Annotated in this window: 23 protein-coding genes; 15 read left to right on the top strand and 8 right to left on the bottom strand. The window is 66.3% G+C overall.

Features of this window, described 5'->3' with window-relative positions:
- Nucleotide 1 precedes the first annotated feature (1 nt).
- Nucleotides 2–715, bottom strand: coding sequence for a DsbA family protein (locus L1892_RS19370; protein WP_235725272.1), 714 nt, complete (start codon nucleotides 713–715; stop codon nucleotides 2–4).
- Nucleotides 716–801: 86 nt separating this feature from the next.
- Between L1892_RS19370 and L1892_RS19365 the strand changes: the two genes are divergently transcribed.
- The 15 genes from L1892_RS19365 to L1892_RS19295 all read left to right on the top strand — a co-directional run bounded on the left by L1892_RS19365 (nucleotide 802) and on the right by L1892_RS19295 (nucleotide 17,182).
- The gene (locus L1892_RS19365) at nucleotides 802–1,359 is read left to right on the top strand and encodes a hypothetical protein (protein ID WP_235725271.1); all 558 of its coding nucleotides are present in this window, start codon (nucleotides 802–804) and stop codon (nucleotides 1,357–1,359) included.
- Between the two features lie 28 nt (nucleotides 1,360–1,387).
- Nucleotides 1,388–2,101 carry a DsbA family protein gene (locus tag L1892_RS19360; protein WP_235725270.1) on the top strand — a complete coding sequence of 238 codons (714 nt, stop codon included), beginning with the start codon at nucleotides 1,388–1,390 and terminating at the stop codon, nucleotides 2,099–2,101.
- A gap of 171 nt (nucleotides 2,102–2,272) precedes the next feature.
- Entirely contained in the window at nucleotides 2,273–2,683 is a 411-nt protein-coding gene (locus L1892_RS19355) for a BlaI/MecI/CopY family transcriptional regulator (protein WP_235725269.1), read from the top strand.
- Entirely contained in the window at nucleotides 2,683–3,669 is a 987-nt protein-coding gene (locus L1892_RS19350) for a M56 family metallopeptidase (RefSeq protein ID WP_235725268.1), read from the top strand. Before L1892_RS19355 ends, L1892_RS19350 begins: the two co-directional genes overlap by 1 nt.
- 111 nt (nucleotides 3,670–3,780) lie before the next feature.
- A complete protein-coding gene (locus L1892_RS19345; RefSeq protein WP_235725267.1) occupies nucleotides 3,781–4,713 on the top strand; it encodes an enoyl-CoA hydratase in 933 nt (310 codons plus the stop codon).
- Between the two features lies 1 nt (nucleotide 4,714).
- Nucleotides 4,715–5,881 carry an acyl-CoA dehydrogenase family protein gene (locus L1892_RS19340; RefSeq protein WP_235725266.1) on the top strand — a complete coding sequence of 389 codons (1,167 nt, stop codon included), beginning with the start codon at nucleotides 4,715–4,717 and terminating at the stop codon, nucleotides 5,879–5,881.
- Between the two features lie 3 nt (nucleotides 5,882–5,884).
- Complete coding sequence (locus L1892_RS19335; RefSeq protein WP_235725265.1) at nucleotides 5,885–6,850, top strand: acyl-CoA dehydrogenase family protein; 966 nt, start codon at nucleotides 5,885–5,887, stop codon at nucleotides 6,848–6,850.
- Nucleotides 6,847–7,947, top strand: a complete 1,101-nt coding sequence (locus L1892_RS19330; RefSeq protein ID WP_235725264.1) for an acyl-CoA dehydrogenase family protein — start codon at nucleotides 6,847–6,849, stop codon at nucleotides 7,945–7,947. The genes L1892_RS19335 and L1892_RS19330 overlap by 4 nt, the downstream gene beginning before the upstream one ends.
- Before the next feature lie 229 nt (nucleotides 7,948–8,176).
- Nucleotides 8,177–8,527 carry an L-rhamnose mutarotase gene (locus L1892_RS19325; protein WP_235725263.1) on the top strand — a complete coding sequence of 117 codons (351 nt, stop codon included), beginning with the start codon at nucleotides 8,177–8,179 and terminating at the stop codon, nucleotides 8,525–8,527.
- Between the two features lie 78 nt (nucleotides 8,528–8,605).
- Nucleotides 8,606–9,961, top strand: a complete 1,356-nt coding sequence (locus L1892_RS19320) for an MFS transporter (RefSeq protein WP_235725262.1) — start codon at nucleotides 8,606–8,608, stop codon at nucleotides 9,959–9,961.
- A 96-nt stretch (nucleotides 9,962–10,057) separates the two neighbouring features.
- Nucleotides 10,058–11,218 (top strand): L-rhamnose isomerase, encoded by a 1,161-nt coding sequence (gene rhaI, locus L1892_RS19315; protein WP_235725261.1) that lies wholly within the window; start codon nucleotides 10,058–10,060, stop codon nucleotides 11,216–11,218.
- 33 nt (nucleotides 11,219–11,251) lie between these two features.
- Entirely contained in the window at nucleotides 11,252–13,288 is a 2,037-nt protein-coding gene (locus tag L1892_RS19310) for a bifunctional aldolase/short-chain dehydrogenase (RefSeq protein ID WP_235725260.1), read from the top strand.
- Nucleotides 13,285–14,772 (top strand): rhamnulokinase, encoded by a 1,488-nt coding sequence (locus L1892_RS19305; RefSeq protein ID WP_235725259.1) that lies wholly within the window; start codon nucleotides 13,285–13,287, stop codon nucleotides 14,770–14,772. Before L1892_RS19310 ends, L1892_RS19305 begins: the two co-directional genes overlap by 4 nt.
- A gap of 2 nt (nucleotides 14,773–14,774) precedes the next feature.
- A complete protein-coding gene (locus L1892_RS19300; protein ID WP_272492744.1) occupies nucleotides 14,775–16,010 on the top strand; it encodes an alpha-hydroxy acid oxidase in 1,236 nt (411 codons plus the stop codon).
- Between the two features lie 146 nt (nucleotides 16,011–16,156).
- Nucleotides 16,157–17,182 (top strand): LacI family DNA-binding transcriptional regulator, encoded by a 1,026-nt coding sequence (locus L1892_RS19295; RefSeq protein ID WP_235725257.1) that lies wholly within the window; start codon nucleotides 16,157–16,159, stop codon nucleotides 17,180–17,182.
- 9 nt (nucleotides 17,183–17,191) lie between these two features.
- Here the strand turns inward: L1892_RS19295 and L1892_RS19290 are convergent, their stop codons facing one another.
- The 7 genes from L1892_RS19290 to hsaA all read right to left on the bottom strand — a co-directional run bounded on the left by L1892_RS19290 (nucleotide 17,192) and on the right by hsaA (nucleotide 23,806).
- A complete protein-coding gene (locus L1892_RS19290; protein ID WP_235725256.1) occupies nucleotides 17,192–17,809 on the bottom strand; it encodes a TMEM175 family protein in 618 nt (205 codons plus the stop codon).
- A gap of 49 nt (nucleotides 17,810–17,858) precedes the next feature.
- A complete protein-coding gene (locus tag L1892_RS19285) occupies nucleotides 17,859–19,004 on the bottom strand; it encodes a sulfotransferase family protein (protein ID WP_235725255.1) in 1,146 nt (381 codons plus the stop codon).
- Nucleotides 18,997–19,791: an SDR family oxidoreductase gene (locus L1892_RS19280; protein ID WP_235725254.1), complete on the bottom strand. Its 795-nt coding sequence runs from the start codon at nucleotides 19,789–19,791 to the stop codon at nucleotides 18,997–18,999. Before L1892_RS19280 ends, L1892_RS19285 begins: the two co-directional genes overlap by 8 nt.
- A complete protein-coding gene (locus L1892_RS19275) occupies nucleotides 19,788–20,909 on the bottom strand; it encodes a hypothetical protein (RefSeq protein ID WP_235725291.1) in 1,122 nt (373 codons plus the stop codon). Before L1892_RS19275 ends, L1892_RS19280 begins: the two co-directional genes overlap by 4 nt.
- Before the next feature lie 151 nt (nucleotides 20,910–21,060).
- Nucleotides 21,061–21,633: a 3-hydroxy-9,10-secoandrosta-1,3,5(10)-triene-9,17-dione monooxygenase reductase subunit gene (gene hsaB, locus L1892_RS19270; RefSeq protein WP_235725290.1), complete on the bottom strand. Its 573-nt coding sequence runs from the start codon at nucleotides 21,631–21,633 to the stop codon at nucleotides 21,061–21,063.
- Between the two features lie 16 nt (nucleotides 21,634–21,649).
- Entirely contained in the window at nucleotides 21,650–22,558 is a 909-nt protein-coding gene (gene hsaC, locus L1892_RS19265; protein WP_235725253.1) for an iron-dependent extradiol dioxygenase HsaC, read from the bottom strand.
- 60 nt (nucleotides 22,559–22,618) lie between these two features.
- Complete coding sequence (gene hsaA, locus L1892_RS19260; protein ID WP_235725252.1) at nucleotides 22,619–23,806, bottom strand: 3-hydroxy-9,10-secoandrosta-1,3,5(10)-triene-9,17-dione monooxygenase oxygenase subunit; 1,188 nt, start codon at nucleotides 23,804–23,806, stop codon at nucleotides 22,619–22,621.
- Between the last annotated feature and the right edge of the window lie 76 nt (nucleotides 23,807–23,882).

Genomic DNA, 23,882 nt, shown 5'->3' with positions numbered 1-23,882 from the left:
GTCAGTTCCCCTCCGGCCCCGTCAACTCGTCGAGGGTGTCGAGAAAGACCTTCGTCGGCTGCGCGCCGGCAATCGGCTGACCACCGAGAATGAAGCTGGGGGTCGAGAACGCTCCGGCCGTGGCTCCGAGCTGCTCATTCGCATCGATCGCCGTGCGTGTCGTCGCCGAGTTCATCTGCTCGCGGAACAGGTCAACGTCGAGATTCAGGTCGCGTGCGGTCTCGACCAAGGCCTCGGCGGACAACCCGGCACCCGTTCGGGGATGCCCACCGGCGAAGAGCGCGTCGTGGTAGTCGAGATAACGCCCCTGCAATGCCGCCGCATACGCGGCCAGCGCGGCACGCCGCGACGCCTCACCGAACACATTCACCTCCCGCATCTCGATGCGGAGTTGACCGTCGTCGACCCGCTTGAGCAGGACGGGCAGGGTGTCGTGGGACCACTTCGCGCAGAAGGGACACTGGAAGTCGCTGAACACGATCAGCGTGATGGGCGCATCGACCGCCCCCAGTGCCAAGGGATCGTGCGGGTCACGTCGTTCGAGCCCGATGTCGTAGGGGAATTGGTCGGTGCTGTTTGCAGCAGTGTCGCCGGACGTCGGTTGCGCATCGTCGTTCGTTTCGTAGATCACGACGAAGGCGACCAGGGCGATCGCGATCGTCACGATCACTCCGGGGATCAGCCACGACGACCAGAACGAACGCTGCACAGGCATGGGCACTCCGATTTCCACCTCGACATTACTATCTCGGATAGTAAACAACTATGCGAGATAGTAATCAATGTGGCATCGTCGGCGGCATGTCCGATGTCGCTGCACAGGTGTGGGCCGCCCTCCGCACCTCACCCCGGCTGGTCGCCACCGCCGTCCGCGACGCGACACGCGTCCAGATGGCCGTGGCCGCGGCAACCGCCGTACCCGTCGCGGTACTCGTCGGGGTGGCCACGGTGCTGATTCCCAACGACGTCTTCTCCCGCGAGGTCGCGCCCGTCGCCTGGAACTATCCGACGCTGCTGGTGACGGCGGTGCTGTCGGGGCTGCTGGCGGCGACCTATGTGCGAACCGACTCGTCCAGCCATAACAGCGAGACCGCAGATCCGGCGGGTGTACCCCCATCCCGGACCGACGGGCTCGGTCCGATTGGGGTCGTGTTCTCGTGGTTCGCTGTCGGCTGTCCGGTCTGCAACAAACTGGCGGTGCTGGCGCTCGGGTATTCGGGTGCGCTCACCTGGTTCGCGCCGCTCCAGCCGGTGCTGGCGCTCGCGGGTATCGCGTTGCTGTGGACTGCGTTGGCCGTCCGGTTGAACAACCAGCGCAGTTGCCGACTCCCCCGCCACCATCGGGCAAGCGCGGCGTGATCGAGGACCGGACGGTGTACCCGTGCGCATGACAACCGGCACAGTCCGCCAACAGTTGGTTGCACTGGCGGCGACGGTGGCGGTGGCGGTCGCGGTGGTGATCGCACTGCTGACGAGCAACGACGATCGGTCGGCCGGTTCGCCCGCACCGGCGACGACACCGTCGGCCACCAACGTCAATCTGGGCCCCGCCGGCGATACGCCCCGCCGCGCCGACGACGACCCGCTGGTACTCGGTTCTCCCGACGCACCGGTGACCATGGTGGTGTTCGAGGACTTTCGCTGCGAGTACTGTGCGCACTTCACCCGTACGATCCAACCCGCACTGATCGACCGCTATGTCGACACCGGAGTGCTGCGGATCGAGTGGCGGGACGCACCGATGGCCGGACCACAGTCACGCTCGGCAGCTCGCGCCGGTCGCGCCGCCGCAGCTCAGGGACACTTCTGGGCGTTCGTGCAGACCGTGATGGAAGCAGCTCCGGCGCAGGAACGGCCGGATCTGACACCGGAGGTGCTCACCTCTTTCGCCCGGCAGGCCGGTGTCGACGATCTCGACCGATTCGAACGCGACATGCGCAGCGACACCTTCGACTCCGAGATCGAGTCCGATCTCGCACTCGCGAAACGCCTCTTCATCCCGCCGGTTCCGGCGTTCTGGATCAACGGCACCCCCTTACTCGGCGGCCTGCCTCTCCAGGTGTACGTGAACGTCATCGAGGGCGTCCGACCACCGCGATGAGGGTCGAGCGCAGAACGAACCCACCCGGCAGTCGACTATCCCACATAGTCGAGGTACGGCATACTCGGGTCGTGTGGGAATCGGGTCAAACTGCGCGGGGGGCCACCCGCGCCGGCGAACGACGAACTCGTGGGCGCATCGTCGTTCGTTCATCGTCGGAGCTGATCGACGATGAATGATCGCAGCCCACAACAGCTCCCCTCGCCCACGCCCGATCCGATGCGGCTCGGCGCCCTCGAACAGCAGGTGATGGATGTGGTCTGGGACAAGCATCCGGTGGCCATCCGCGACATCATCGACGCACTGCCCGGCGAACCGGCCTACACCACCATCGCCACCGTCCTGCGCAACCTCGAGCGCAAGGAGATGGTGCGACCCAAGCGTCGACCGGGGTCGGTACGCTATCGGCCGGTGCGCGACCGCGAGGAGTACGCTGCGCACCTGATGCAGCGTGCGCTCAACACCGCCGGCACGAACCGCGAGTCGTCGATGCTGCATTTCGTCGAGACGCTCTCCCCCGACGACATCGATGTCCTGCGTCGCTATCTCGCCGAGAACGCCGAGGGGCGATCCGAAGACTGATGACGTTCCTCCTGATGTTTCTGATCGCTGCGGCTGTCATCGCGTGGTCGGTCCTCGGCCCTCGCGCCCTGCGTCGTGCCGCCCCCTACCTGGCCCGGATGCCGCGAGCTGCGACGCTGGGCCACCTGGGTCTGATCGCGTCATGGGCGGCCGCCGCGCTGGCCATCGGACCGATGTTCGCCTGGATACTCACCGGCCCGGAGGTCCTGTCACCCGACACCACCGAGGTCTGTCAACGCTGCCTGGCCACCGCAAGCCCGATCGCCGGCGTCTCGATTCGCACCGGCCTGCCGACTGTTGCATTGCTGGTCGCCCCGGTTCTGGTTGCCGCCGTGGGCCTCGGGATGAGCGCCGTCCACGCCGCGCGCGCATGGCGCCGCGCGCGAAGCGACGGCTCAGATCTACAGACGAGAACCACCTGGCACCGAATCGCCGGACGGCGGGTCCGCGTACTCGAGCAGGACGATCCGACGGTGTTCGCGCTCCCCCGTGCCCACGGCGGCGTCATCATCTCCGAGGGCGCCTTACGCTTGCTCGACGATGACGAGGTGCGCGCGGTGCTCGCCCACGAGGACGCCCACGTGCGCCAGCGGCATCATCTGATCATGCTGGTCGCGACCACCATCAGTGCACCGGTGCGTTGGGTGCCGCTGGTCGACTCGGCCATGTCCGCGATTCGCCAGTACCTCGAAATCGCCGCCGACAACGCCGCCCGCCGCGCCGTGAGCACCACCGCCCTGGCCAGTGCGCTCCTCAAGCTCGAGCCCCACCACCCCGAGGTCGGCGCCCACCATGCCGCCCTCCATGCCGGTGGCCCCAACCGGGTCCAGCAACTCGTGGCCAGACCCGATGCCCCGCGCAACGGCGCTGTCGCCGCGGCCGGGGTGGTGGCATATCTGCTGCTCTCCGCGACGGTCACGGCCGCCATTTATGCGTCCTACCTGCTGGCCGCCAACGCGTGTCTCCCCGGAGCAGCGGGTTTCTGACCACGCTGTCGGTGATCGACTCACTGCTGCCAACTCCGCATCGGGCCGGCTTGCGTACCTCGCGGGACCTCCCGCCTACCAACCAAGCACTTGCTAGGTTAAGCTCGGGTCATGAGTGATGCCGTCATCCCGCCCGCACTCGGCCCGGACGATCTGGGTCCGGATTCGTCGCCGGTCGCCTACGAGGTGGGTGGCCCCGAGAACGCCGTCGCCTACGTGACGCTCAACCGTCCCGAGTATCGCAACGCCCAGAACTCGGTGATGACGTACTCGCTGGACGCCGCGTTCCGCAAGGCGGTCGACGACGCAGCGGTCAAGGTGATCGTGCTACGCGCCAACGGCAAACACTTCTCGGCCGGGCACGACATCGGCACTCCCGAACGTGACTTCGACACCTACTACGACAACGTCGCCACCCTGCACTGGGACCACTCCGACAAGTCCGGCGCCGACCAGCGTCTGGCCCGCGAGATGGAGGTGTACATGGGAATGTGTCGCCGCTGGCGGGAGATCCCCAAGCCGGTCATCGCGCAGGTTCACGGCGCCTGCATCGCGGGTGGGCTCATGCTGGCCTGGATCTGCGACTTCATCGTCGCCTCCGACGACACCTTCTTCTCCGACCCGGTTGCCCGGATGGGCATACCGGGCGTCGAGTATTTCGCGCACGCCTATGCCCTCGGCACCCGACGCGCCAAGGAGATCCTGTTCACCGGTGAACGGTTCACCGCAACCCAGGCGGCGGAATGGGGCATGGTCAACCATGTTGTGACCCGCGACGAACTCGTCGCGAAGGTCGACGCCATCGCAGAGAAGATGACCGCGATGCCGATGCAGGGTCTGTTCCTGTCCAAGAAGGCCGTCAACATCTGCGAGGACCAGATGGGACTGCGCAACTCGATGGACTCGGTCTTCGGGTGGCATCACTACGCCCACGCCGCCAACGCCGAATCCGGCGGCGACTCGCTCGGGGGGATGGATGCCAAGTCAATGAAGGCGTCGTCCGGCGCCGGGAGCGGGTCGAATGTGAACGGCAGCGGCAGCTGACATGGACCTCTTCTTCGACGACGACGCCGAGCAGTTCCGCGCCGAGGTGCGTTCCTGGCTTGTCGACCATGTTCCCGATCAACCACTTCCCTCCATGGACACCGCCGAGGGTTTCGAGGCGCACCGCGCATGGGAGCGCACCATGGCCGCCGACCGGATGTCGGTGGTGAGTTGGCCCGAGGAGTATGGCGGACGTGATGTGGGCCTGCTGCACTGGGTGATCTTCGAGGAGGAGTACTACCGTGCCGGCGCACCCGGCCGGGTCAGCCAGAACGGCATCTTCCTGCTCGCGCCAACGCTGTTCGAGCATGCGCACTCCGATCAGCTCGCCCGCATCATGCCGCGAATGGCGCGCGCCGATGACATCTGGGGACAGGCGTGGAGCGAACCGGAGGCCGGCAGCGACCTCGCGTCACTACGCTCCACGGCCACCCGCACCGACGGCGGGTGGTTGTTGAACGGTCAGAAGACCTGGAGCTCACGCTCGAGTTTCGCGGACTGGGCGTTCGGCCTCTTCCGCACGGACAAGGAGGCGCAGCGCCACCGGGGTTTGACCTACTTCATGTTCGACCTACGCGGCCCTGGTGTCACGGTGCGCCCCATCGCACAGCTCGACGGCGAGCCCGGTTTCGCCGAATTGTTCCTTGAGGATGTCTTCGTCCCCGACGACCCGGCCGATCCCGGCAGCAGTGGCGTCATCGGCGCCGTCGACAACGGCTGGAAGGTGGCGATGAGTACCGCGGCCAACGAACGCGGGCTGTCGTTGCGTTCTCCGGGACGGTTCCTGGCCACCACCGACCGGCTGGTCGACCTCTGGAGGCACAACCACGACGCGGTGTACGCGACCGCCAACGTCGATGCGCGCGTGGCGGATGCGTGGATCGGGGCGCGCGCGTACGAACTGTCGACGTATCAGACGGTCAGTCGCCTCGCCGCGGGTGGACAACTCGGCATGGAGTCGTCGATCAACAAGGTCTTCTGGTCGCAGTGGGACATCGTCGCCCACGAGACGGCGCTGGACCTGCAGGGCGTGGATGCCGAGGTCGACGACGCGTGGATGGACGGCTATCTGTTCTCGTTGTCGGGGCCGATCTACGCCGGCACCAACGAGATCCAGCGCAACGTGATCGCGGAACGGCTCCTGGGCCTGCCGCGTGGGGACCGGTGAACCATGGATTTTCTTCTCTCTGATGTGCACGATGACCTCGCGTCGACCGTCGACGCGCTGCTCACCAAGGCCGATATCCCAGCGCGGGCACGGGCGTGGACCCATGGTGATCACCACCCGGTCGCAGAGGTGGTGACCGCCCTGGCCGAGACCGGGATCACCGGACTGCTCATCGACGAGAGCAGTGGCGGGTCATCGGCCGGTGCCACCGAGATGGTGGTCGCGATGGAACAGGTCGGTCGACATGCCCTGCCCGGGCCGATCGTGGAGACCGTCGCCGTACTACCGGTACTCCTGCGCAGCGCCGGCGTATCGGGCTCGCACCTCAGCGCATTGGCCGAGGGCGCACTCGCCACGTGTGCCATCCCACCCATCGCACCGCTGGCCCCCATCGCCGAAACCTCCTATGTGGTGATCGATGGCGTGCTGAGCACCGCCACCACAACCGACCGGGTAGCAACCGTCGATCCCACCCGAATCCTGGCCGAACTCGGCCCCGACGAAGTCCTCGCCGAGAATGTCGATGTTCACGACGCCGCCGACATCGGCACACTGGCCACCGCCGCCCAACTACTGGGGATGGCGAGCGCCATGCTCGCCTCGGCTGCCGACTATGCGCAGGCCCGCAAGCAGTTCGGGCGGGCGATCGGTTCATTCCAGGCGGTCAAGCACCACCTCGCCGATGTGGCGATCGCGGTCGAGATGGCCCGCCCGCTCGTCTATGCCGCCGCCTTGGGCGTCGACGGTCTGGTGCCCGAAGGCACCGATGTCCGCCGGGATGTGGCAGCGGCGAAGGTCGCTGCCGGTGACGCCGCCTATCTCGCATCGCGACGCGCACTGCAGGTGCTCGGCGCGATCGGGTACACCACCGAGCACGATCTGTCGCTATATCTCACCAAGACGCGGGCCCTGCTGACCGCGTGGGGTACGCCCGCAGATCTGCGCCGACGAGTCCTGGAGTCACTGTGACCGCAACGACCGAATCGACGGCCATCTCCGCCGAGGATCGCGCCGCCCTCGCCGAGGCGATCAGCGAACTCGTCACCCGCCGAGGCGATTCGGCCAGCGCGCGGGCCGCCATGCGACACACCCCGCGGATCGACCGCGCACTGTGGGACACCCTATGCGCCGAGATCGGGGTGGCCTCGTTGCCCATCCCGGAGGCCTACGGCGGGGGCGGTGCGTCGTTCACCGAGACCGGTGCGGTGTTGGAGGAGTTGGGTCGCTCGCTGTGCCCGGTCCCGGTGTTGACCTCTGCACTGGCGACCGCCGCCATCCTGCTCGCCGACGACGACGCGACCAATCGTGAACTCCTGCCCGCGTTGGCCGCCGGCGAACAGATCGCGACCCTGTGCTGGGCGGACCCGCGCGGTTGGTCGTCGCCGGGCGTCAACGCCGACGCCGGATTGCTCTCCGGCGCTGCCGAATACGTTATCGACGCAGAATCTGCCGATCTGTTCATCGTGTTGGCGGGCGGACGTGAGACCACGACCCTGCACGCCGTCGGAGCCGACGCCGACGGGGTGCGGATCACGCCACTACCGGTCGTCGACGCGAGTCGCCCGCTCGCCCGGGTCGAATTCGACGAGACACCGGCGACGACGATCCCGTCCGGCCCCGATCTCCCGGTTCGCCTGCGCATCCTGGCGTGGGCGCTACTGGCTGTCGAGCAGGTGGGCGGTGCCGCCGCGGCGCTCGACCTGACAGTCGACTACACCAAGTCGCGCAAGCAGTTCGGTCGCACGATCGGTTCGTTTCAGGCTCTCAAGCATCGGATGGCCGACATGTACGCGGCCGTGGAGGCCGCGCGGTCAGTTGCGCGGGCCGCGGTAGCCGCGGCGGTGGCCGGCGCACCCGACGCCGAGGATCTCGCGGCGGCGGCTCACGTGCAGTGTTCGGAGGCGTTCTGTCTCGTCGCCGGCGAGGGCATCCAACTTCACGGCGGTATCGGGATCACCGCCGAGCACGACATCGCGCTGTTCTTCAAACGCGCTCACGGTAGTGCTCAACTGTTCGGGCAACCGCACGAGGTGATCGACGAGTTGAGTCGCCGCCTACTGGCCTGAGCCTGGCGGACCCGCCGCTCTCCACTCCAGGTCGCCCACGACCATCGTCACCGTCGGAAGCACTCCGACAATGATCCGGGCTCGCCGAACCCGCACTTGACTACTTCACTCCGATGCGCTTAGTGTTGCCGCTATCACAAATTGAAACGTTTCAACGAACTGTTGTTTCGAAGACCGCCACGTCGGCGTCCTGCTACCGGGCCGTCGCGATCAGCCGAACAGGAGTGACATGACGCAACGTCAGCGCGTGTGCTTCGTGATGTACCTCAAGCCCGACCGCGTGCAGGACTACCTCGATGCCCACACCACCGTGTGGCCCGAGATGCTCGAAGCCCTACGGGAGGCCGGCTGGCACAACTACTCGCTGTTCCTGCGCCCCGACGACGGCATGATCGTCGGCTACCTCGAAACGGACGACTTCGCCGCGGCCGCTGCCGCCATGGAGGCCACCGACGTCAACACACGGTGGCAGCGGCAGATGTCGGAGTATTTCCTCCCGGCGAGCACCGCCGACCAGACGGCAGGCGCCAACCCCGACACCGTCCGTAGCGAGCTGATCGAGTACTTCCACCTCGACTGATCGGAGCCTTCCCATCCCCGACCCGGCTTGACCTCATCGACCCCACCCTCTCTACTGAGATCGACGCAAGGAAGCACCATGAAAGTAGGAGCGCGCTCCACCACCGGCTGGCGGGCGACCATCTCGGTCGCCATGTCGAACTACATCGAGGCCGGCTCCATCATCGCCATCGCCACCAGCCTGGCGTTCTGGCAGGACGAGTTCGGCATCAGCAACTTCGCCGTCGGCCTGCTCGCCGCCCTGAGCGCGAACGCCTTCGGCGCCGCCATCGGCGCGGCGATCGGCGGGCCGCTGTGCGACCGGTTCGGCCGCAAGAAGATCTACACCTACGATCTGCTGGTCTACATGGCCGGCGTGCTCCTCGCGGCCTTCGCGGTCAACTACTCCATGCTGCTGGCAGCGTTCATCATCACCGGCATTGCAGTCGGGGCCGGAGTTCCGGCCTCATGGACCTATATCGCCGAAGAGGCCCCATCGGTGGAGCGCGCCAAACACGTGGGGACCGCCCAGCTCGCCTGGTCGGTCGGGCCCCTGATCGGTTTCGCGCTCGCGGCCGCGCTGGCGCCGCTCGGACTCCTCGGTTCACGATTGATCTTCCTGCACCTGTTCGTCGTCGCCGCCGTGGTGTGGTGGATTCGTCAGGGACTCGCCGAGTCGAAGATCTGGAAGGACGAGGCGGCGCGCGAGCCACAGGCGATCGAGTCCGCAGTCGGCGCTCGCGGCGTCAAGGGCCTGTTCTCCAAGAAGGTCAACATCACCGCGCTACTTCTTCTCGGCGGCATCTATCTCTTCTGGAACACCGTGGCCGGCCAGGCAGGTATCTTCATGCCGCGGGTGTACGAGACCGCGGGCCTGCACAGCGAGGTCCAGCAGAACCTGCTGCAGGTGCTTGTCTGGGGCTGCACGGTCCTGGCCACCTATTTCGGCTTCATGCGCTACGCCGACCGCGTCTCGCAACGTGGCCTGTATGTCTTCGGCGCCGCCTTGGGCATCGCCGGCTGGCTGGTGCTGGTCCTGTTCACCGACAGCGGTATCGCGACCATGCTGATCTTCGCTGTGCTGTGGGGCATCTCGTCAGGCATCGGCGCCCAGGCCTTCTACAGCCTGTGGGCCAGTGAGCTCTTCGCCACGCCGTACCGGGCCAGCGCGCAGGGCATCATGTTCTTCGCCGTCCGTGCCGCGACAGGCCTGCTCAGTTACTTCTTCCCGACGATGCTCGCGGCCACCGGCCTGCCGGCGGTGGGCGCTTTACTCGTCGGCCTGCTGACCGTCGCCCTGGTGATCGGCGCGATCTGGGCGCCCAAGACGCAGGGTAAGACGCTGCAGGAGATCGAGGTCGAACGCTACGGCACGCCACTCTCGCCGGAACTGGGTGGCACCCCCCCGGGCACTGATCTCGCGGCCCCCCGGCCGGTCACGCACACTCCAGCCTGATCGCCGCCTACACCCCCTCATTGAAACGTTCCAACACTTCCGCCGCCGGTGCTTCCTCCCGACGCCGGCGGCGGGGGCTCCACCGAAGGACCCCTCATGACCACCATTGACGAGACGATCCTCGACAACCTCCAAATCGAGCTCCCCTCCTGGGCGTTCGGCAACTCCGGCACCCGGTTCAAGGTGTTCGGCACCCCGGGCACCCCGCGCACCGTGCACGAGAAGATCGCCGACGCCGCCAAGGTCAACGAACTGACGGGCCTGGCGCCCTCGGTCGCTCTGCACATCCCGTGGGACACCGTCGACGACTACCGCGCGCTCGGCCGGTACGCCGAGGATCTCGGGGTTGCGCTGGGCACCATCAACTCCAACACCTTTCAGGACGACGACTACAAGTTCGGCAGTCTCACCCACACCGACAAGACGGTCCGGCAGAAGGCCATCGACCACCACCTCGCCTGCATCGACGTGATGGGTCAGACCGGTTCGCGCGATCTGAAGATCTGGCTGGCCGACGGCACCAACTACCCCGGACAGGGCGACATCCGCGGCCGCCAGGACCGTCTCGCCGAGTCACTGGCGACGATCTACCAACACATCGGCGACGACCAGCGACTTGTTCTGGAGTACAAGTTCTTCGAACCCGCCATGTACGTCACCGATGTCCCCGACTGGGGCACCTCGTATGCCCACGTCAGCGCGCTCGGCGAACGGGCGATGGTGTGCCTGGACACCGGACATCACGCGCCCGGTACCAACATCGAGTTCATCGTCGCCCAGCTGCTCCGCCTCGGCAAACTCGGGTCATTCGACTTCAATTCGCGGTTCTATGCCGACGACGACCTCATCGTCGGCGCCGCGGACCCGTTCCAGCTGTTCCGCATCCTGTTCGAGGTGGTGCGCGGCGGCGGTCTCGACACCGACTCACCGGTCGCGCTGATGTTGGATCAATGCCACAACGTCGAGGAGAAGATCCCCGGCCAGATCCGCTCGGTGCTCAATGTGCAGGAGATGACCGCACGTGCGCTGCTCGTGGACACCGACGCCCTGACCGCCGCCCAGGAGGCCGGCGATGTGCTGGGCGCCAACGCCATCCTGATGGACGCCTTCTACACCGACGTCCGCCCGATGCTCGCGCACCGCCGCGAATCCCGCGGCCTGCCGGCCGATCCGATGGCCGCCTTCGCCGCCTCCGGGTACGCCGAGCGCATCGCCGACGAGCGCGTGGGGGGCACCCAGTCCTCCTGGGGCGCCTGACCTACCGAACCCATCCCGAGGAGAACCGAACTCATGACCAACCCCACCGTCACCGAACTCATCGCGCGGTCCAACCGCCTCGGCGCCGATCCGAAGAACACCAATTACGCCGGCGGCAACACCTCGGCCAAGGGCACCGACACCGACCCGGTCACCGGCGAGGACGTCGACCTCCTGTGGGTCAAGGGCTCCGGCGGAGATCTGGGCACGCTCACCGACAAAGGGCTGGCTGTGTTGCGGCTAGACCGGATGCGCGCGCTCGTCGACGTCTACCCCGGCCTCGAGCGTGAGGACGAGATGGTCGCCGCCTTCGACTACTGCCTGCACGGCAAGGGCGGCGCCGCCCCGTCCATCGACACCGCCATGCACGGCCTAGTCGACGCCGCACACGTCGACCACCTGCACCCCGATTCCGGCATCGCGATCGCCACCGCCGCCGACGGGGAGGCGTTGACCCGCAAGATCTTCGACGACCGCGTCGTGTGGGTGCCGTGGCGCCGACCGGGCTTCCAGCTCGGCCTCGACATCGCCGCGATCAAGCAGGCAAACCCGCAGGCCATCGGATGCATCCTCGGCGGTCACGGCATCACCGCGTGGGGAGACACCTCCGCAGAAGCCGAGGCGAACTCGCTGGAGATCATCGAGTCCGCCGAGCGCTACATCAGCGCCAACGGTCGCCCGCAGCCGTTCGGCTCGCAGCTCGAGGGTTACGGCGCATTGCCCGCCGACGAGCGTCGCGTCAAGGCTGCTGCGCTGGCGCCTTTCATCCGTGGCCTCGCCTCGGTGGACCGTCCGCAGGTCGGTCACTTCACCGACGTCGACCCAGTGCTGGAATTCCTGGCGGCCTCCGAACATCCGCGCTTGGCCGAGCTCGGCACCAGCTGCCCGGACCACTTCCTGCGCACCAAGGTCAAGCCGCTGGTGTTGGACCTGCCCGCATCGGCGACGATCGAGGAGAGCAAGCAGCGTCTGGCCGAACTGCACGAGAGCTACCGCGCCGACTACCGCGCCTACTACGATCGGCACGCCACCGCCGACAGCCCCGCGATGCGCGGTGCCGACCCGGCGATCGTGCTCATCCCGGGCGTCGGCATGTTCAGCTTCGGCAAGGACAAGCAGACCGCACGCGTGGCCGGTGAGTTCTACCTCAACGCGATCAACGTGATGCGCGGGGCCGAAGCCGTCTCCACCTACGCACCCATCGACGAATCGGAGAAGTTCCGCATCGAGTACTGGGCACTCGAGGAGGCCAAACTCGCCCGCATGCCCAAGCCCAAACCCCTGGCCACCCGCATCGCGCTGGTGACCGGTGCGGCATCGGGTATCGGCAAGGCAATCGCTGCGCGTCTCGCCGCCGAAGGTGCCTGCGTCGTCATCGCCGACCTCGACGCCGCGAAGGCCCAGGCCGCGGCAGAGGAAATCGGGTCGACAGATGTGGCGATCGGTGTAGCCGCCGACGTCACCGACGAAGCTGCCGTGCAGGAGGCGATTGATGCCACGGTGCTCGCCTTCGGTGGCATCGACCTCGTGGTCAACAATGCCGGGCTGTCGTTGTCGAAATCGTTGCTCGACACCACCGCCGCCGACTGGGATCTCCAACACAACGTGATGGCGCGCGGTTCGTTCCTGGTGAGCAAGGCCGCTGCCCGCGCCCTGATCGACCAGAAACTCGGCGGCGACATCCTCTACATCTCGTCGAAGAACTCGGTTTTCGCCGGCCCCAACAACATCGCCTACTCGGCCACCAAGGCCGACCAGGCCCACCAGGTGCGGCTGCTCGCGGCCGAGCTCGGCGAGCACGGCGTCAAGGTCAACGGCATCAATCCCGATGGTGTGGTGCGTGGTTCGGGGATCTTCGCCGGCGGATGGGGCGCCCAGCGCGCCGCGGTGTACGGCGTCGAGGAGAAGGACTTGGGCAAGTTCTACGCGCAGCGCACCCTGCTCAAGCGCGAGGTGCTACCGGAGAACATCGCCAACGCCGCGTTCGCGCTGTGCACCTCGGACTTCTCGCACACCACCGGTCTGCACGTGCCGGTGGACGCGGGCGTCGCGGCCGCATTCCTGCGATGAGGCGCTCTGACCGGTCGGCCCAGGTCGCCGCGATCGACCTGGGCGCGACCAGCGGACGTGTCATGCTCGCCGACATCTCGCCGGGCCGGCTCGAACTCGAGCAGGTCGCCCGGTTCGGCAACGACCCGGTCCACCTCTTCGACGGCCGACGGACGGCACTGCACTGGGATGTGCCCGGCCTGTTCCGCGAGGCCTGCGCCGGACTGGCCGAAGCCGGCCGCCGATCCGACGACCTCGTCGGGATCGGAATCGACTCCTGGGCCGTCGACTACGCACTACTGCGCGACGGACGCATGCTGGGGCTGCCGCATCACTATCGTGACGACCGGACCGCCGCCGGTGTGAAGGCGGTGCACGCAGAACTCGACCCGGCGGATCTGTATGTGCGTAACGGGCTGCAGTTCTTGCCATTCACCACCGTGTATCAGTTGGCCGCCGAGAAGCGCGATGGCCTGCTCGACCACGCCGACAGCGCGCTGCTCATCCCCGACCTGCTCGCCTACTGGCTCACCGGACGCCGCGGCACCGAACGCACGAACGCCTCGACCACCGGGCTGCTCGGTATCAACGGCCAGTGGGATACCGCGATGATGGAGCGCCTGAATCTGCCGGTCGGGCTGTTTCCCGAGATCGTGGAAACCGGATCCGATCTGGGATCGCTGCTTCCCGAGGTCACCGACCGGTTGGGGCTGGCCGACGCGCCACACGTGACCGCGGTCGCCTCACACGACACCGCCTCCGCAGTTGCGGCGATCCCCATGGACTCATCGTCGGCGGCCTATATCTCGTGCGGCACCTGGGGTCTCGTGGGTGTGGAACTCGAGTCACCAAACGTCTCGCGTGCCGGATGGAAGGCCAACTTCACCAACGAGGTCGGCGCCGACGGCCGGATTCGCTATCTGCACAACGTGATGGGCCTGTGGCTGCTCAGTGAGACGGTGCGGCACTATCAGCGCGACGGCTACCGGGCAGATCTGTCCGAACTGCTCGCCCAGGCCGCCGATGTCACACCGGCGTTCGACGTCTTCGACACCGACGACGCGCGATTCCTACCGCCCGGCGACATGCCCGGGCGTATCCGGGATTGGTACACCGAACGCGGCATGCGGCCGCCGATGACGCTTCCGGAGATGGTGCGGGCCATCATCGAAAGCCTCGCCGCGGCGTTTGCCGATACCGTGCAGCGGGCCGCCACACTGTCCGGGAAAACGGTGCAGACAGTACATCTCGTCGGAGGCGGATCGCAGAACCGGTTGTTGTGTCAGCTGACCGCCGACCGTCTTGGTCTGCCCGTGCTGGCCGGGCCGGTCGAGGCGACCGCGCTGGGCAACGTGTTGATCACCGCGCGCGCCCATGACCTCATCGACGGTGACCTGGAGGCTATGCGCCACATCGTCGCCGACCGCTTCCCACCGCAACACTACGTTCCCCGCCGCACGCACGTGCCCCCGCGCCGCGACGCGGTTGGGGCAGGAAAGGCATGATCATGAAACGTCGAGTTCCCAAGGTGGCAGATCTCGCTCCGTTGATGCAGTTCAAAAAGCCGCAGTTCGACGCCAAGAAGCGGCGTCTGGACGCCGCGCTGACCATCGACGATCTGCGCACGATCGCCAAACGCCGCACCCCGAAGGCCGCGTTCGACTACACCGACGGCTCAGCCGAAGCCGAACTGTCCATCGCCCGGGCCCGCCAAGCGTTCGCCGACATCGAATTCCACCCGGCGATCCTGCGTGATGTGTCCAAGGTCGACACCTCGTGCACCATCCTGGGCGGACGTTCGGAACTACCCTTCGGAATCGCACCGACCGGCTTCACCCGCATGATGCAGACCGAAGGCGAATACGCCGGCGCCCGCGCCGCCGGCCACGCCGGCATCCCCTTCTCACTGTCGACGATGGGCACCGCCTCCATCGAGGACGTCAGAAACGCGAACCCGTCGGGCCGCAACTGGTTCCAGCTGTACATGTGGAAAGACCGCGAACGCTCGATGGCACTGGTCGAACGCGCCGCCAACGCCGGCTACGACACCCTGCTGGTCACCGTCGACGTACCGGTCGCCGGTGCCCGCCTGCGCGACAAACGCAACGGCATGTCCATCCCACCGGCATTGACCGCGAAAACCGTACTCAACGCCCTGCCCCGGCCACAGTGGTGGATCGACTTCCTCACCACCGAACCCCTCGCCTTCGCCTCGCTGGACCGCTGGTCGGGCACCGTCGCCGAACTGCTCGACACCATGTTCGACCCCACCGTCACCTTCGACGATCTGGCCTGGATCACACGCCAGTGGCCAGGCAAACTGGTCGTCAAGGGCATCCAGACCATCGACGACGCCAAAGCCGTCACCGACCTCGGCGTCGACGGCATCGTGTTGTCCAACCACGGTGGACGCCAACTCGACCGCGCACCCATCCCGTTCCACCTGTTGCCCGAGGTGGCCCGCGAGGTCGGCGACGACACCGAGATCATCCTCGACACCGGCATCACCTCCGGCGCCGACATCGTCGCCTCGATCGCCCTGGGCGCCCGCTTCACCCTCGTCGGCCGCGCCTACCTCTACGGCCTGATGGCCGGCGGCGAAGCCGGCGTGGACCGGATGATCGAGATCCTCACCGACCAGATCACCCGCACCGTGCGGCTGCTCGGAGTCGCATCACTCGATGAGCTGACACCCGCCCATGTCACCCAACTTCAGCGGTTGGTGCCCCGCGTCCGGAGCTGAGTCTGGCGAGTGAGTCACCGGCCCGCGCGTGCAATGCGGCTCACGCAAGAGTCTCACTCGCGGATCTGCCGGTCGCCCGACCCGTTGACGGGACTCCACGACTGTGCCTACGCGCTGGACATCCGGCGATCTGGTGAGATGAACTCATGGGTGTGAGCATGCGCGACGTCGCCACCGCGGCGTCGGTGTCGGTCGGCACGGTCTCCAACGTGCTCAATTCCCCCGACAAGGTGTCCCCGTCGACGGTTGCGCGGGTCCAGGCAGCAATCGACAGTCTCGGTTTCGTGCGCAACGACGCCGCCCGCCAACTCCGCGCCGGACGGTCGCGATGTGTGGGGCTGGTGGTGCTCGACGTCGGCAACCCGTTCTTCACCGACATCGCGCGCGCGGCCGAACGCGAGGCCGGTGACCACGACCTGACGGTGCTGCTGGGTACCTCGGATGAGGATGCGTCCCGCGAGTCCGCCTACGTCGACACCTTCGATGAGCAGCGGGTGTTCGGCCTGATGGTCTCGCCGGTGGGGGACGATCTCGGACGACTCGACGCGTTACGTCGCCGTGGAACGCCGGTGGTGTTGGTCGACCGTGACGCGACCGGTTCCCCATTCGACTCGGTCGCCGTCGACGACATAGCAGGTGGGCGGATGGCGGTGGACCATCTGTGCGGGCTCGGCCGTCGCCGGATTGCCTATGTGGGCGGCCCGTTGACCCTGCGGCAGGTGGCCGACCGCCGCCGCGGGGCCGAGGCCGCGATCGCGGCGGTGCCCGGGGCGAGCTTGGAGGTCATCGAGACACCGACCCTGAGCGTGCTCGCGGGACGCGGCGTCGGCGACGAACTGCAGCGCCGGCGCCCGGCCGAACGACCCGACGCGGTGTTCTGCGCGAACGACCTCGTCGCCATGGGTGTGCTGCAGTCGTTCACGATGATGGGCGGCTCGGTGCGGGTACCCGAGGACATCTCGCTGATCGGGTACGACGACATCGACTTCGCCCGTTCGGCGGTCGTGCCGCTGTCGTCGATCCGACAGCCAACCGCACGGATCGGCGCCACGGCCGTGGAGTTGCTCCTCGCGGCGGCCTCGGATTCACCACATCGCCACACCCCGTCGAATCCCGTGTTCCAGCCCCAACTGGTCGCCCGGGCATCGACACTCGGTGCAGGGCACCAGTGAGGGTGCGAGTCACCGAAAGCGGCGTAACAGGTTCTCCAGCGGCCCGGACAGCAACAGGAGCAGTAGCGGCCACACATCAGCGTCCGGCACGACGATGGCGATGATCAACGCGACCATCAGCAACAGCAACGTACCCACCCCGGACCGGTGGGCCAGCCAATCCTCGGTGTCCTCCCCGGCGATCAGCAGTTCCCGATGTCGCCGACCCCACGCCGTCATCGCCACCAGCGACATGATGGAGACCGCCAGCACGCCGATGTAGGCGGCGTTGGCGCGATCGACATGACGGTTGTCCATCATCGCAGTCACGAATGGCAAGATCACGATGGTCAGCAGCCACACGAAGTGAAGCTCGAACAGCACCTTGTCGTAGGCCCGGAAGTTCTCCATCATCCGGTGGTGGTTGCGCCAGAGCACCCAGATCACGATGAAGCTGACGGCGAAACTGACAATGTCGGATAGGTGGTCGGACAGAACCGTGCCGACCGAGGTCTCGTCTACGATCTCGTCGGGGATGTCGGCGAGCGGAAGCACCAGCAGTGTCAACGCGATCGCCACCACCGCGTCGGAGAAGGCGATCAGCCGCGGGAACCCCTCCTCGGTGCGCCGGGACTGATATTCGGCCATGGGCGCAACCATACGGTGAGTCCTGCGGGTCCGCCTCCGAAAATTCCGGTCAGGGCGCGAACGCCGCCGCGACCGCGTCGTCGGTGAGCCCGTAGTCGGCAAGGCTGTACCGGTGCTGCGGTTTGCGATCCCCCGACCGACTCTCGTCGTCGAGGGCGACCATCGCCGCTCGGGCGTCGTCGGTGAAGTCGGCGCCGAGCGCTGCATAGACCCGCTCGACGGTGCCGAAGGGATCGGCACGAAGATCGGCGAAGTCGACGTCGACGAACTGCGCCGGATCGTACTTGCGTCGCGCGGCCTCGAACTCACGGAGCCCACGCGACCACAACTCCAACTGCGTGCGACCGATTGTGTCGCCGACAAAAGTGTTCGACCATCCCGGTGTCGCGTTCTCCGCGAGACTGCACATCGACGCGATGATGGTCTCGGGTGGGCGATGGGTCTGGATGACCAACGCATCGGGGTAGGCCGCCATCAGCGCATCGAGGGCGAACATGTGACTGGGATTCTTGAGCACCCAGCGTTTGTCCGGGTCGTTGAGTCCTATCATCTGCAGATTGCGACGGTGTCGCGTATAGGCCGGGGTCCAATCCTGCTCGGCCAGCCACCGCGAATAGGTCGGCAGGTACGCCAACGACTCATACGAGATCGACATGACGTTCTGGCGCAACAGCTGCCAGCATTCCTCCACCTCGGCCGCGGTCATGTAGTGCAACCCCATGAACTCGGGGTTGTCGACGTGATGCTGTTCGAGTCCGGCGTCGATCTGCTGGTACACCGGGTTCGACGCCCAGCTGTCGCGGGGCGGACGCGGCTGCGGGAACTCCGCCAGCCACATCTCCAAACCCTGGTGTGCGGGGTCTGCGGTCAGCAGGCGGTGCAGCGCGGTCGTTCCGGTGCGCGGCAGCCCGGTGACGAAGATCGGTCGGGTGACGGCCACATCGGCATAGCCAGGATTGTTCTTCCACGACGACTCCGACAGCAGGCGCGCGATGAGTGCGCCTTTGAGAAAGAAGCGGAACATCTTGCTGCCGATCTCGGTGAGGTCGGCGTCGCGTGCATACGATTCCAGCAAGACTTCCAGGGCCGGGAGGTAGTCCTGGTCGCCGAAGTCGTCGAGCCCTGTTGCGCGGGTAGCCGCCTCGTGCAGATCGTCGACGGTCCCGACGTCGCGCCGGGGTGCGACACTAGTCATGGTATTCCCCGCAGTTCACGTCGAGGGTGTGTCCGGTGATGGCGCTGGCCATCGGTGAGGCGAGGAATACGACGGCTTCGGCGATCTCGTCGGGCTCGGGCAGCCGTTTCAGGTCCGACTTGCTTGCGGTCTGCTCGTAAACCTGCTCGGGCGTGATCTCGTACTTCTTCGCGATCTCGCCGAAGTACCATTTCAGCTGGTCGTCCCAGATGTATCCCGGCGCCACGGTGTTGATGCGGATGCCCTTGTCGCCCAGCTCGGTCGCCAGCGTCTGCGACATCGCCAGCAGCGCCGACTTCGCCAACTTGTAGCTACCGTATCGGGGTTCGGAATGGCGGATCACCATCGAGTTGATGTTGACGATCGACCCGCACGACGTCGCCAACGGGTCGGTGAAAGCCTTGATGACTCGCAGCGTGCCGAGCACAGTCAGTTCGAGACTGGCGCTGATCTGATCGAAGTCGGTGCGCGCGAGCGGCTTCATCGACGGTAGCGCGAAGGCGTTGTTCACCAGCACGTCCGCGCGGCCGAACTCGTCGTTCGTCGATGACACCAGGGCGTCGACCGCGTCGTCGTCGGAGATGTCGGTCGGCACCACGAAGGATCGCCCGCCGCTGCCGAGCGCATCGATCTCGGCGGCAACCTCTTTGAGCCGGGACTCGGTGCGTGCGGCGAGGACGACATGTGCGCCCGCCGCCGCAGCGCGCAGGCAGATCGACCGACCCAGACCAGGTCCGACCCCGGACACGACGACGACCTTGTCGGCGAGCAATCCGGTACCGCTCACAGCAGCATCCTCTCCGCGAACGCACGCTGACGCGCCGCAATACGCTCGGCCCAGCCGGCCGCGTCGACAGTGTTGCGGGACAGGTAAGGCAGATGCTGCGCCACATCGCCGATGTCGATCACCTGAGCGCTCGGGCCGTCGTCGGTCGTGATCGGGTGATCGGTCCGCTGCCACCGGAACTGCATGATGCCGGTGGTGCGTCCGGTGGTCTCGATCCAGTTCGCGATGCCGGGGTTACGGCGCGACACCACCATCCGGATCATGCCGTCGGGGTCCACCTGTGCCTGCGCCGAGTTGAGGCTGGTCTGGTGGTTGACGTAGTCCAGCGAGATGTACCACATGCTGCCCAGCTGGAAACCTTGATACGGGGCCGACGATTTCGGAACGGTGATGACCATTGCCTCATTGTCGGCGAGTCGGAAGTGCCCGACCGACGAATATTGGGTCGCCAATCCGCCTGGCGTGAGCCGTGGCGTGGTGAAGGTGTTGACCGGTTCGTCGAGGTAAAACCACTTGGGGAAGTTGAACCAGGTGTTGATCCGCGATGTGAGCATCTTGCCTGCGGTGGCGTAACGTCTCGTCACCCGCGCGAGGTCGGGTTCGGTCGGTGCCGTGCCCGCGGTGTCGAGTCGTTCGATCCAGATGGCGCCCTTGCGTTGCGTCCAGTCGCTGTACACCTCTCGAACCGACAGCATCGAGGAGCCGTCGGCGAGTACGAAGTAGTCCGGCCGCTCGCCCTCGATGGGCGGGCCGAAGGTGATCTCGAAGTCGCCATTGGCGTCGATCGGGATGCGCCGGTCGTCGAAGGCGTCGTCACCGCCGGGGACCGACGACGGCGTGTAGTCCCCGGTGAGCACCTGAAAGCTGAGATCCGCTGTGCTGCCACGATGTCCGCGGACGACGTAGGTACCACCGTCTTCCAGGTCGGCGTGATAGTAGAGGGTGTCCGGGTTGTCGAGCCCCATCTTGGTGGTCGGGCCCGTCGACGTGATGAAGTTCGGGTGGCTCTTCTGTCGCGACCGGACGAGCTGCACGATGGCTGCGATGCTGCCGGCGAGGTAGTCATACCCTTCGGCGAGGTCTTGTTCGCTGTTCACGAAGTCTGCCGACGCTATCATTTGCTCGGCCTCGGCGATGGCGTCGGTGAGCGGCGCGGTGACGCCGACCGGCGGGGTAATCGAATGGGACACAACTTCGGATTGATCGGTCACTCGTACCCCAACCCGATGATCGAGTAGGCGACGAACGGAGTGAGGAGCCGTATCGAGATCATAGCCAGGTATCGCCTCCGGTCCAGGTGAGGAAGTTCTCCAGTTCGGCTTGTGCCGGTGTCACGCGCGGGTGTTCGGTCGACAGGTAGCCGCCGCGATAGAACAGCAACGGCTTGTCCTGCAACACTTCACCGAGGGTCAGCGCGCGACCGATGACGATGTGATGGTCGCCGCCGTCGGTCACCCGCTCCACGTCGCACTCGACCCAGGTCAGGGCGTGCCGAATGACCGGCAGACCGGCCGGCGACGGGTCCCAAGTGACATGGCGAAACTTGTCGTCGCCGGGAGCTCCGAAGGCCGCGCTCACGTCCTGCTGCCGGTTGGACAGCACGTTGACGCAGAACTTTCCGGTCTCCTCGATGACCTTCCAGCTGCGCGACGACTTCTTGGGGCAGAACAGCACCAGCGGCGGGTCGAGCGACAACGCGGCGAACGACTGACAGGCGAAGCCCACCGGGCCGCCGTCGGCGTCGGTCGTGGTGATAACGGTGACACCGGTGCAGAACTGACCCATCGCGGTGCGGAACTGACGACTGTCGAAGTCGGCCGAACCGTACGGTGTGCGGGTCATGTCGGTGCTGGTCATCTCACTTGAACCCGACGGTGAAGTCGTGACCCCAGAGGCTGACCGCGGTGCTCTCCCGGGCGATCCACTCGCTGTCGTCGACTGTTCTTCCCTCGCAGCCGAATTCGATGTCGAACCCACCGGGCGTCTTCATATAGAAGGACAGCATCAGATCGTTGACGTGGCGACCCAGGGTCGCCGACATCTTCACCTTCTTGCGCAGCGCGCGATCCAGGCAGAGGCCGACGTCGTCGGAGTTCTCCACCTCCACCATCAGGTGCACGATGCCGGTGCTGTTGGGGATCGGCAGGAAGGCCAGCGAATGGTGTCGCGGATTGCAGCCCAGGAATCGTAGCCATGGCGCCTCCTCGCCCTCCTCGCGTCCGACGGCTTGCGGCGGCAGGCGCATCGAATCGCGCAGCGCGAAGCCGAGCACGTCGTGGTAGAAGGCCAGCGCGGCCTTGTCGTCGTCGCAGGTCAGCACGACATGTCCCAAACCCTGCTCGCCGGTGACGAATTTGTGGCCATACGGGCTCACCACTCGCCGATGTTCCAGTGCGACACCGTGAAACACCTCCAGGGTGTTGCCGGCGGGATCGTCGAACACGATCATCTCGACCACCCGACGGTCCGCGAGCTCGAAATCCTTCGCCTCGCGGAACACCACCCCGGCCGTCGACAGGCGATCTCGAACATCCTGAAGCGCTGCGGCGTTCGCACACTCCCAGCCGGACACATCGAGGCGGTCGTGTTCCCCCGGAACGATCACCAGCCGCGCCGGGAAGTCGTCCATCCGTAGGTAGAGCGCACCCTCGGTGAGCCCCTTGCCCTCCACCATGCCGAGCACTTTCAGGCCGTACTCGCGCCAGGCGTCGACGTCGGTCGTCTCGATCCGCATGTATCCCAGGGATCGGATCGGACTGTCACTCATCTGTTGACTCCTCTAGATTGTCACGCACCAGCGGGACGTGTTCCTCCACCTCACGAGGAGTCACACCATCGTGTCGCCGACGGGAATCCCGAACTCGCCGTTGCCGAATGCCACATACGCCCGCTCCGGATCGTTGGCGGCATGTACCCGGCCGGCGTGCGCGTCGCGCCAGAATCGCTGGATGGGGGTGCCGTTCTCCAACGCGTGCGCTCCGGAGTTCTCGAAGAGGCGGTCGATTGCCGAGATCGCCCGGCCCGAGGCCCGCACCTGATCCCGGCGCGCAGCCAACCGCAATTCCATCGGGATCTCTTCACCGGCGAGGATCAGGTCGTACTCTGCCTGCAGGTTGCCCGACAATTGCCGCCATGCGGCGTCGATGTCGCTGGCCGCCTCGGCGATCCGCACCTTGGCGAACGGATCCTCCTTGGCCTTCTCACCGGCGTAGGCGGCACGCACCCGCTTGCCCTGATGTTCGACGTGGGCGTGGTAGGCACCGTAGGCCATGCCGACGATGGGAGTGGCAATGGTGCTCGGATGAATGGTGCCCCAGGGCATCTTGTAGACCGGTGCGGTGTTCTGCTCGAGTCCGGGGCTCTGCCCCATGCTCATGGTCCGCATGCTCAGCATCCGGTGACGCGGCACGAACACATCCTTGACCTCGATGGTGTTCGATCCGGTGCCCCGCAGGCCCACCACGTTCCACACGTCCTTGATCGTGTAATCGCTGCGCGGGATCAGGAAGCTGACGAAATCGACCGGCTTGCCGTTCTTGATGACCGGGCCACCCACGAACACCCAATCGGCGGTCTCGCAGCCCGACGACCACGCCCACGAGCCGTTGACCTTGTAGCCACCGTCGACCACTTCGCCCATCCCCATCGGCGCGTACGACGACGAGATGCGGACGTTGGTGTCGGCGCCCCACACGTCCTCCTGCGCCTGCTGGTCGAACAGGGCCAGATGCCAGTTGTGGATGCCGATGATGCCGGAGACCCAGCCGGTGGAACCGCATGCGGACGCGATCCGACGCACCGCCTCGTAGAAAGTCACCGGGTCGACCTGATGGCCACCCCACTGCTCGGGCTGCATCAGCTTGAAGAAGCCGGCACCCTCGAGGCTCGACACCGTCTCGTCCGGGATACGCCGCAAATCCTCGGTCTGCTGCGCGCGCTGCTCGATCTCGGGGAGGAGAGCATTGATCTTCTCCAGGACCTGTTCGGCCGCTTCGCTACGTTGATGTGCTGGCATCTCGCCCGCTCCTACTCGTTGCTCGACGACCTCGGCGGCCGCCCCTGGTTCCCATCTGTTGATGAGATTAGAACAC

Origin of the sequence: Gordonia tangerina (assembly GCF_021556435.1) — a bacterium.
Lineage (GTDB): Bacteria > Actinomycetota > Actinomycetes > Mycobacteriales > Mycobacteriaceae > Gordonia > Gordonia tangerina.
This window is presented reverse-complemented; position numbering and strand designations above follow the sequence as displayed.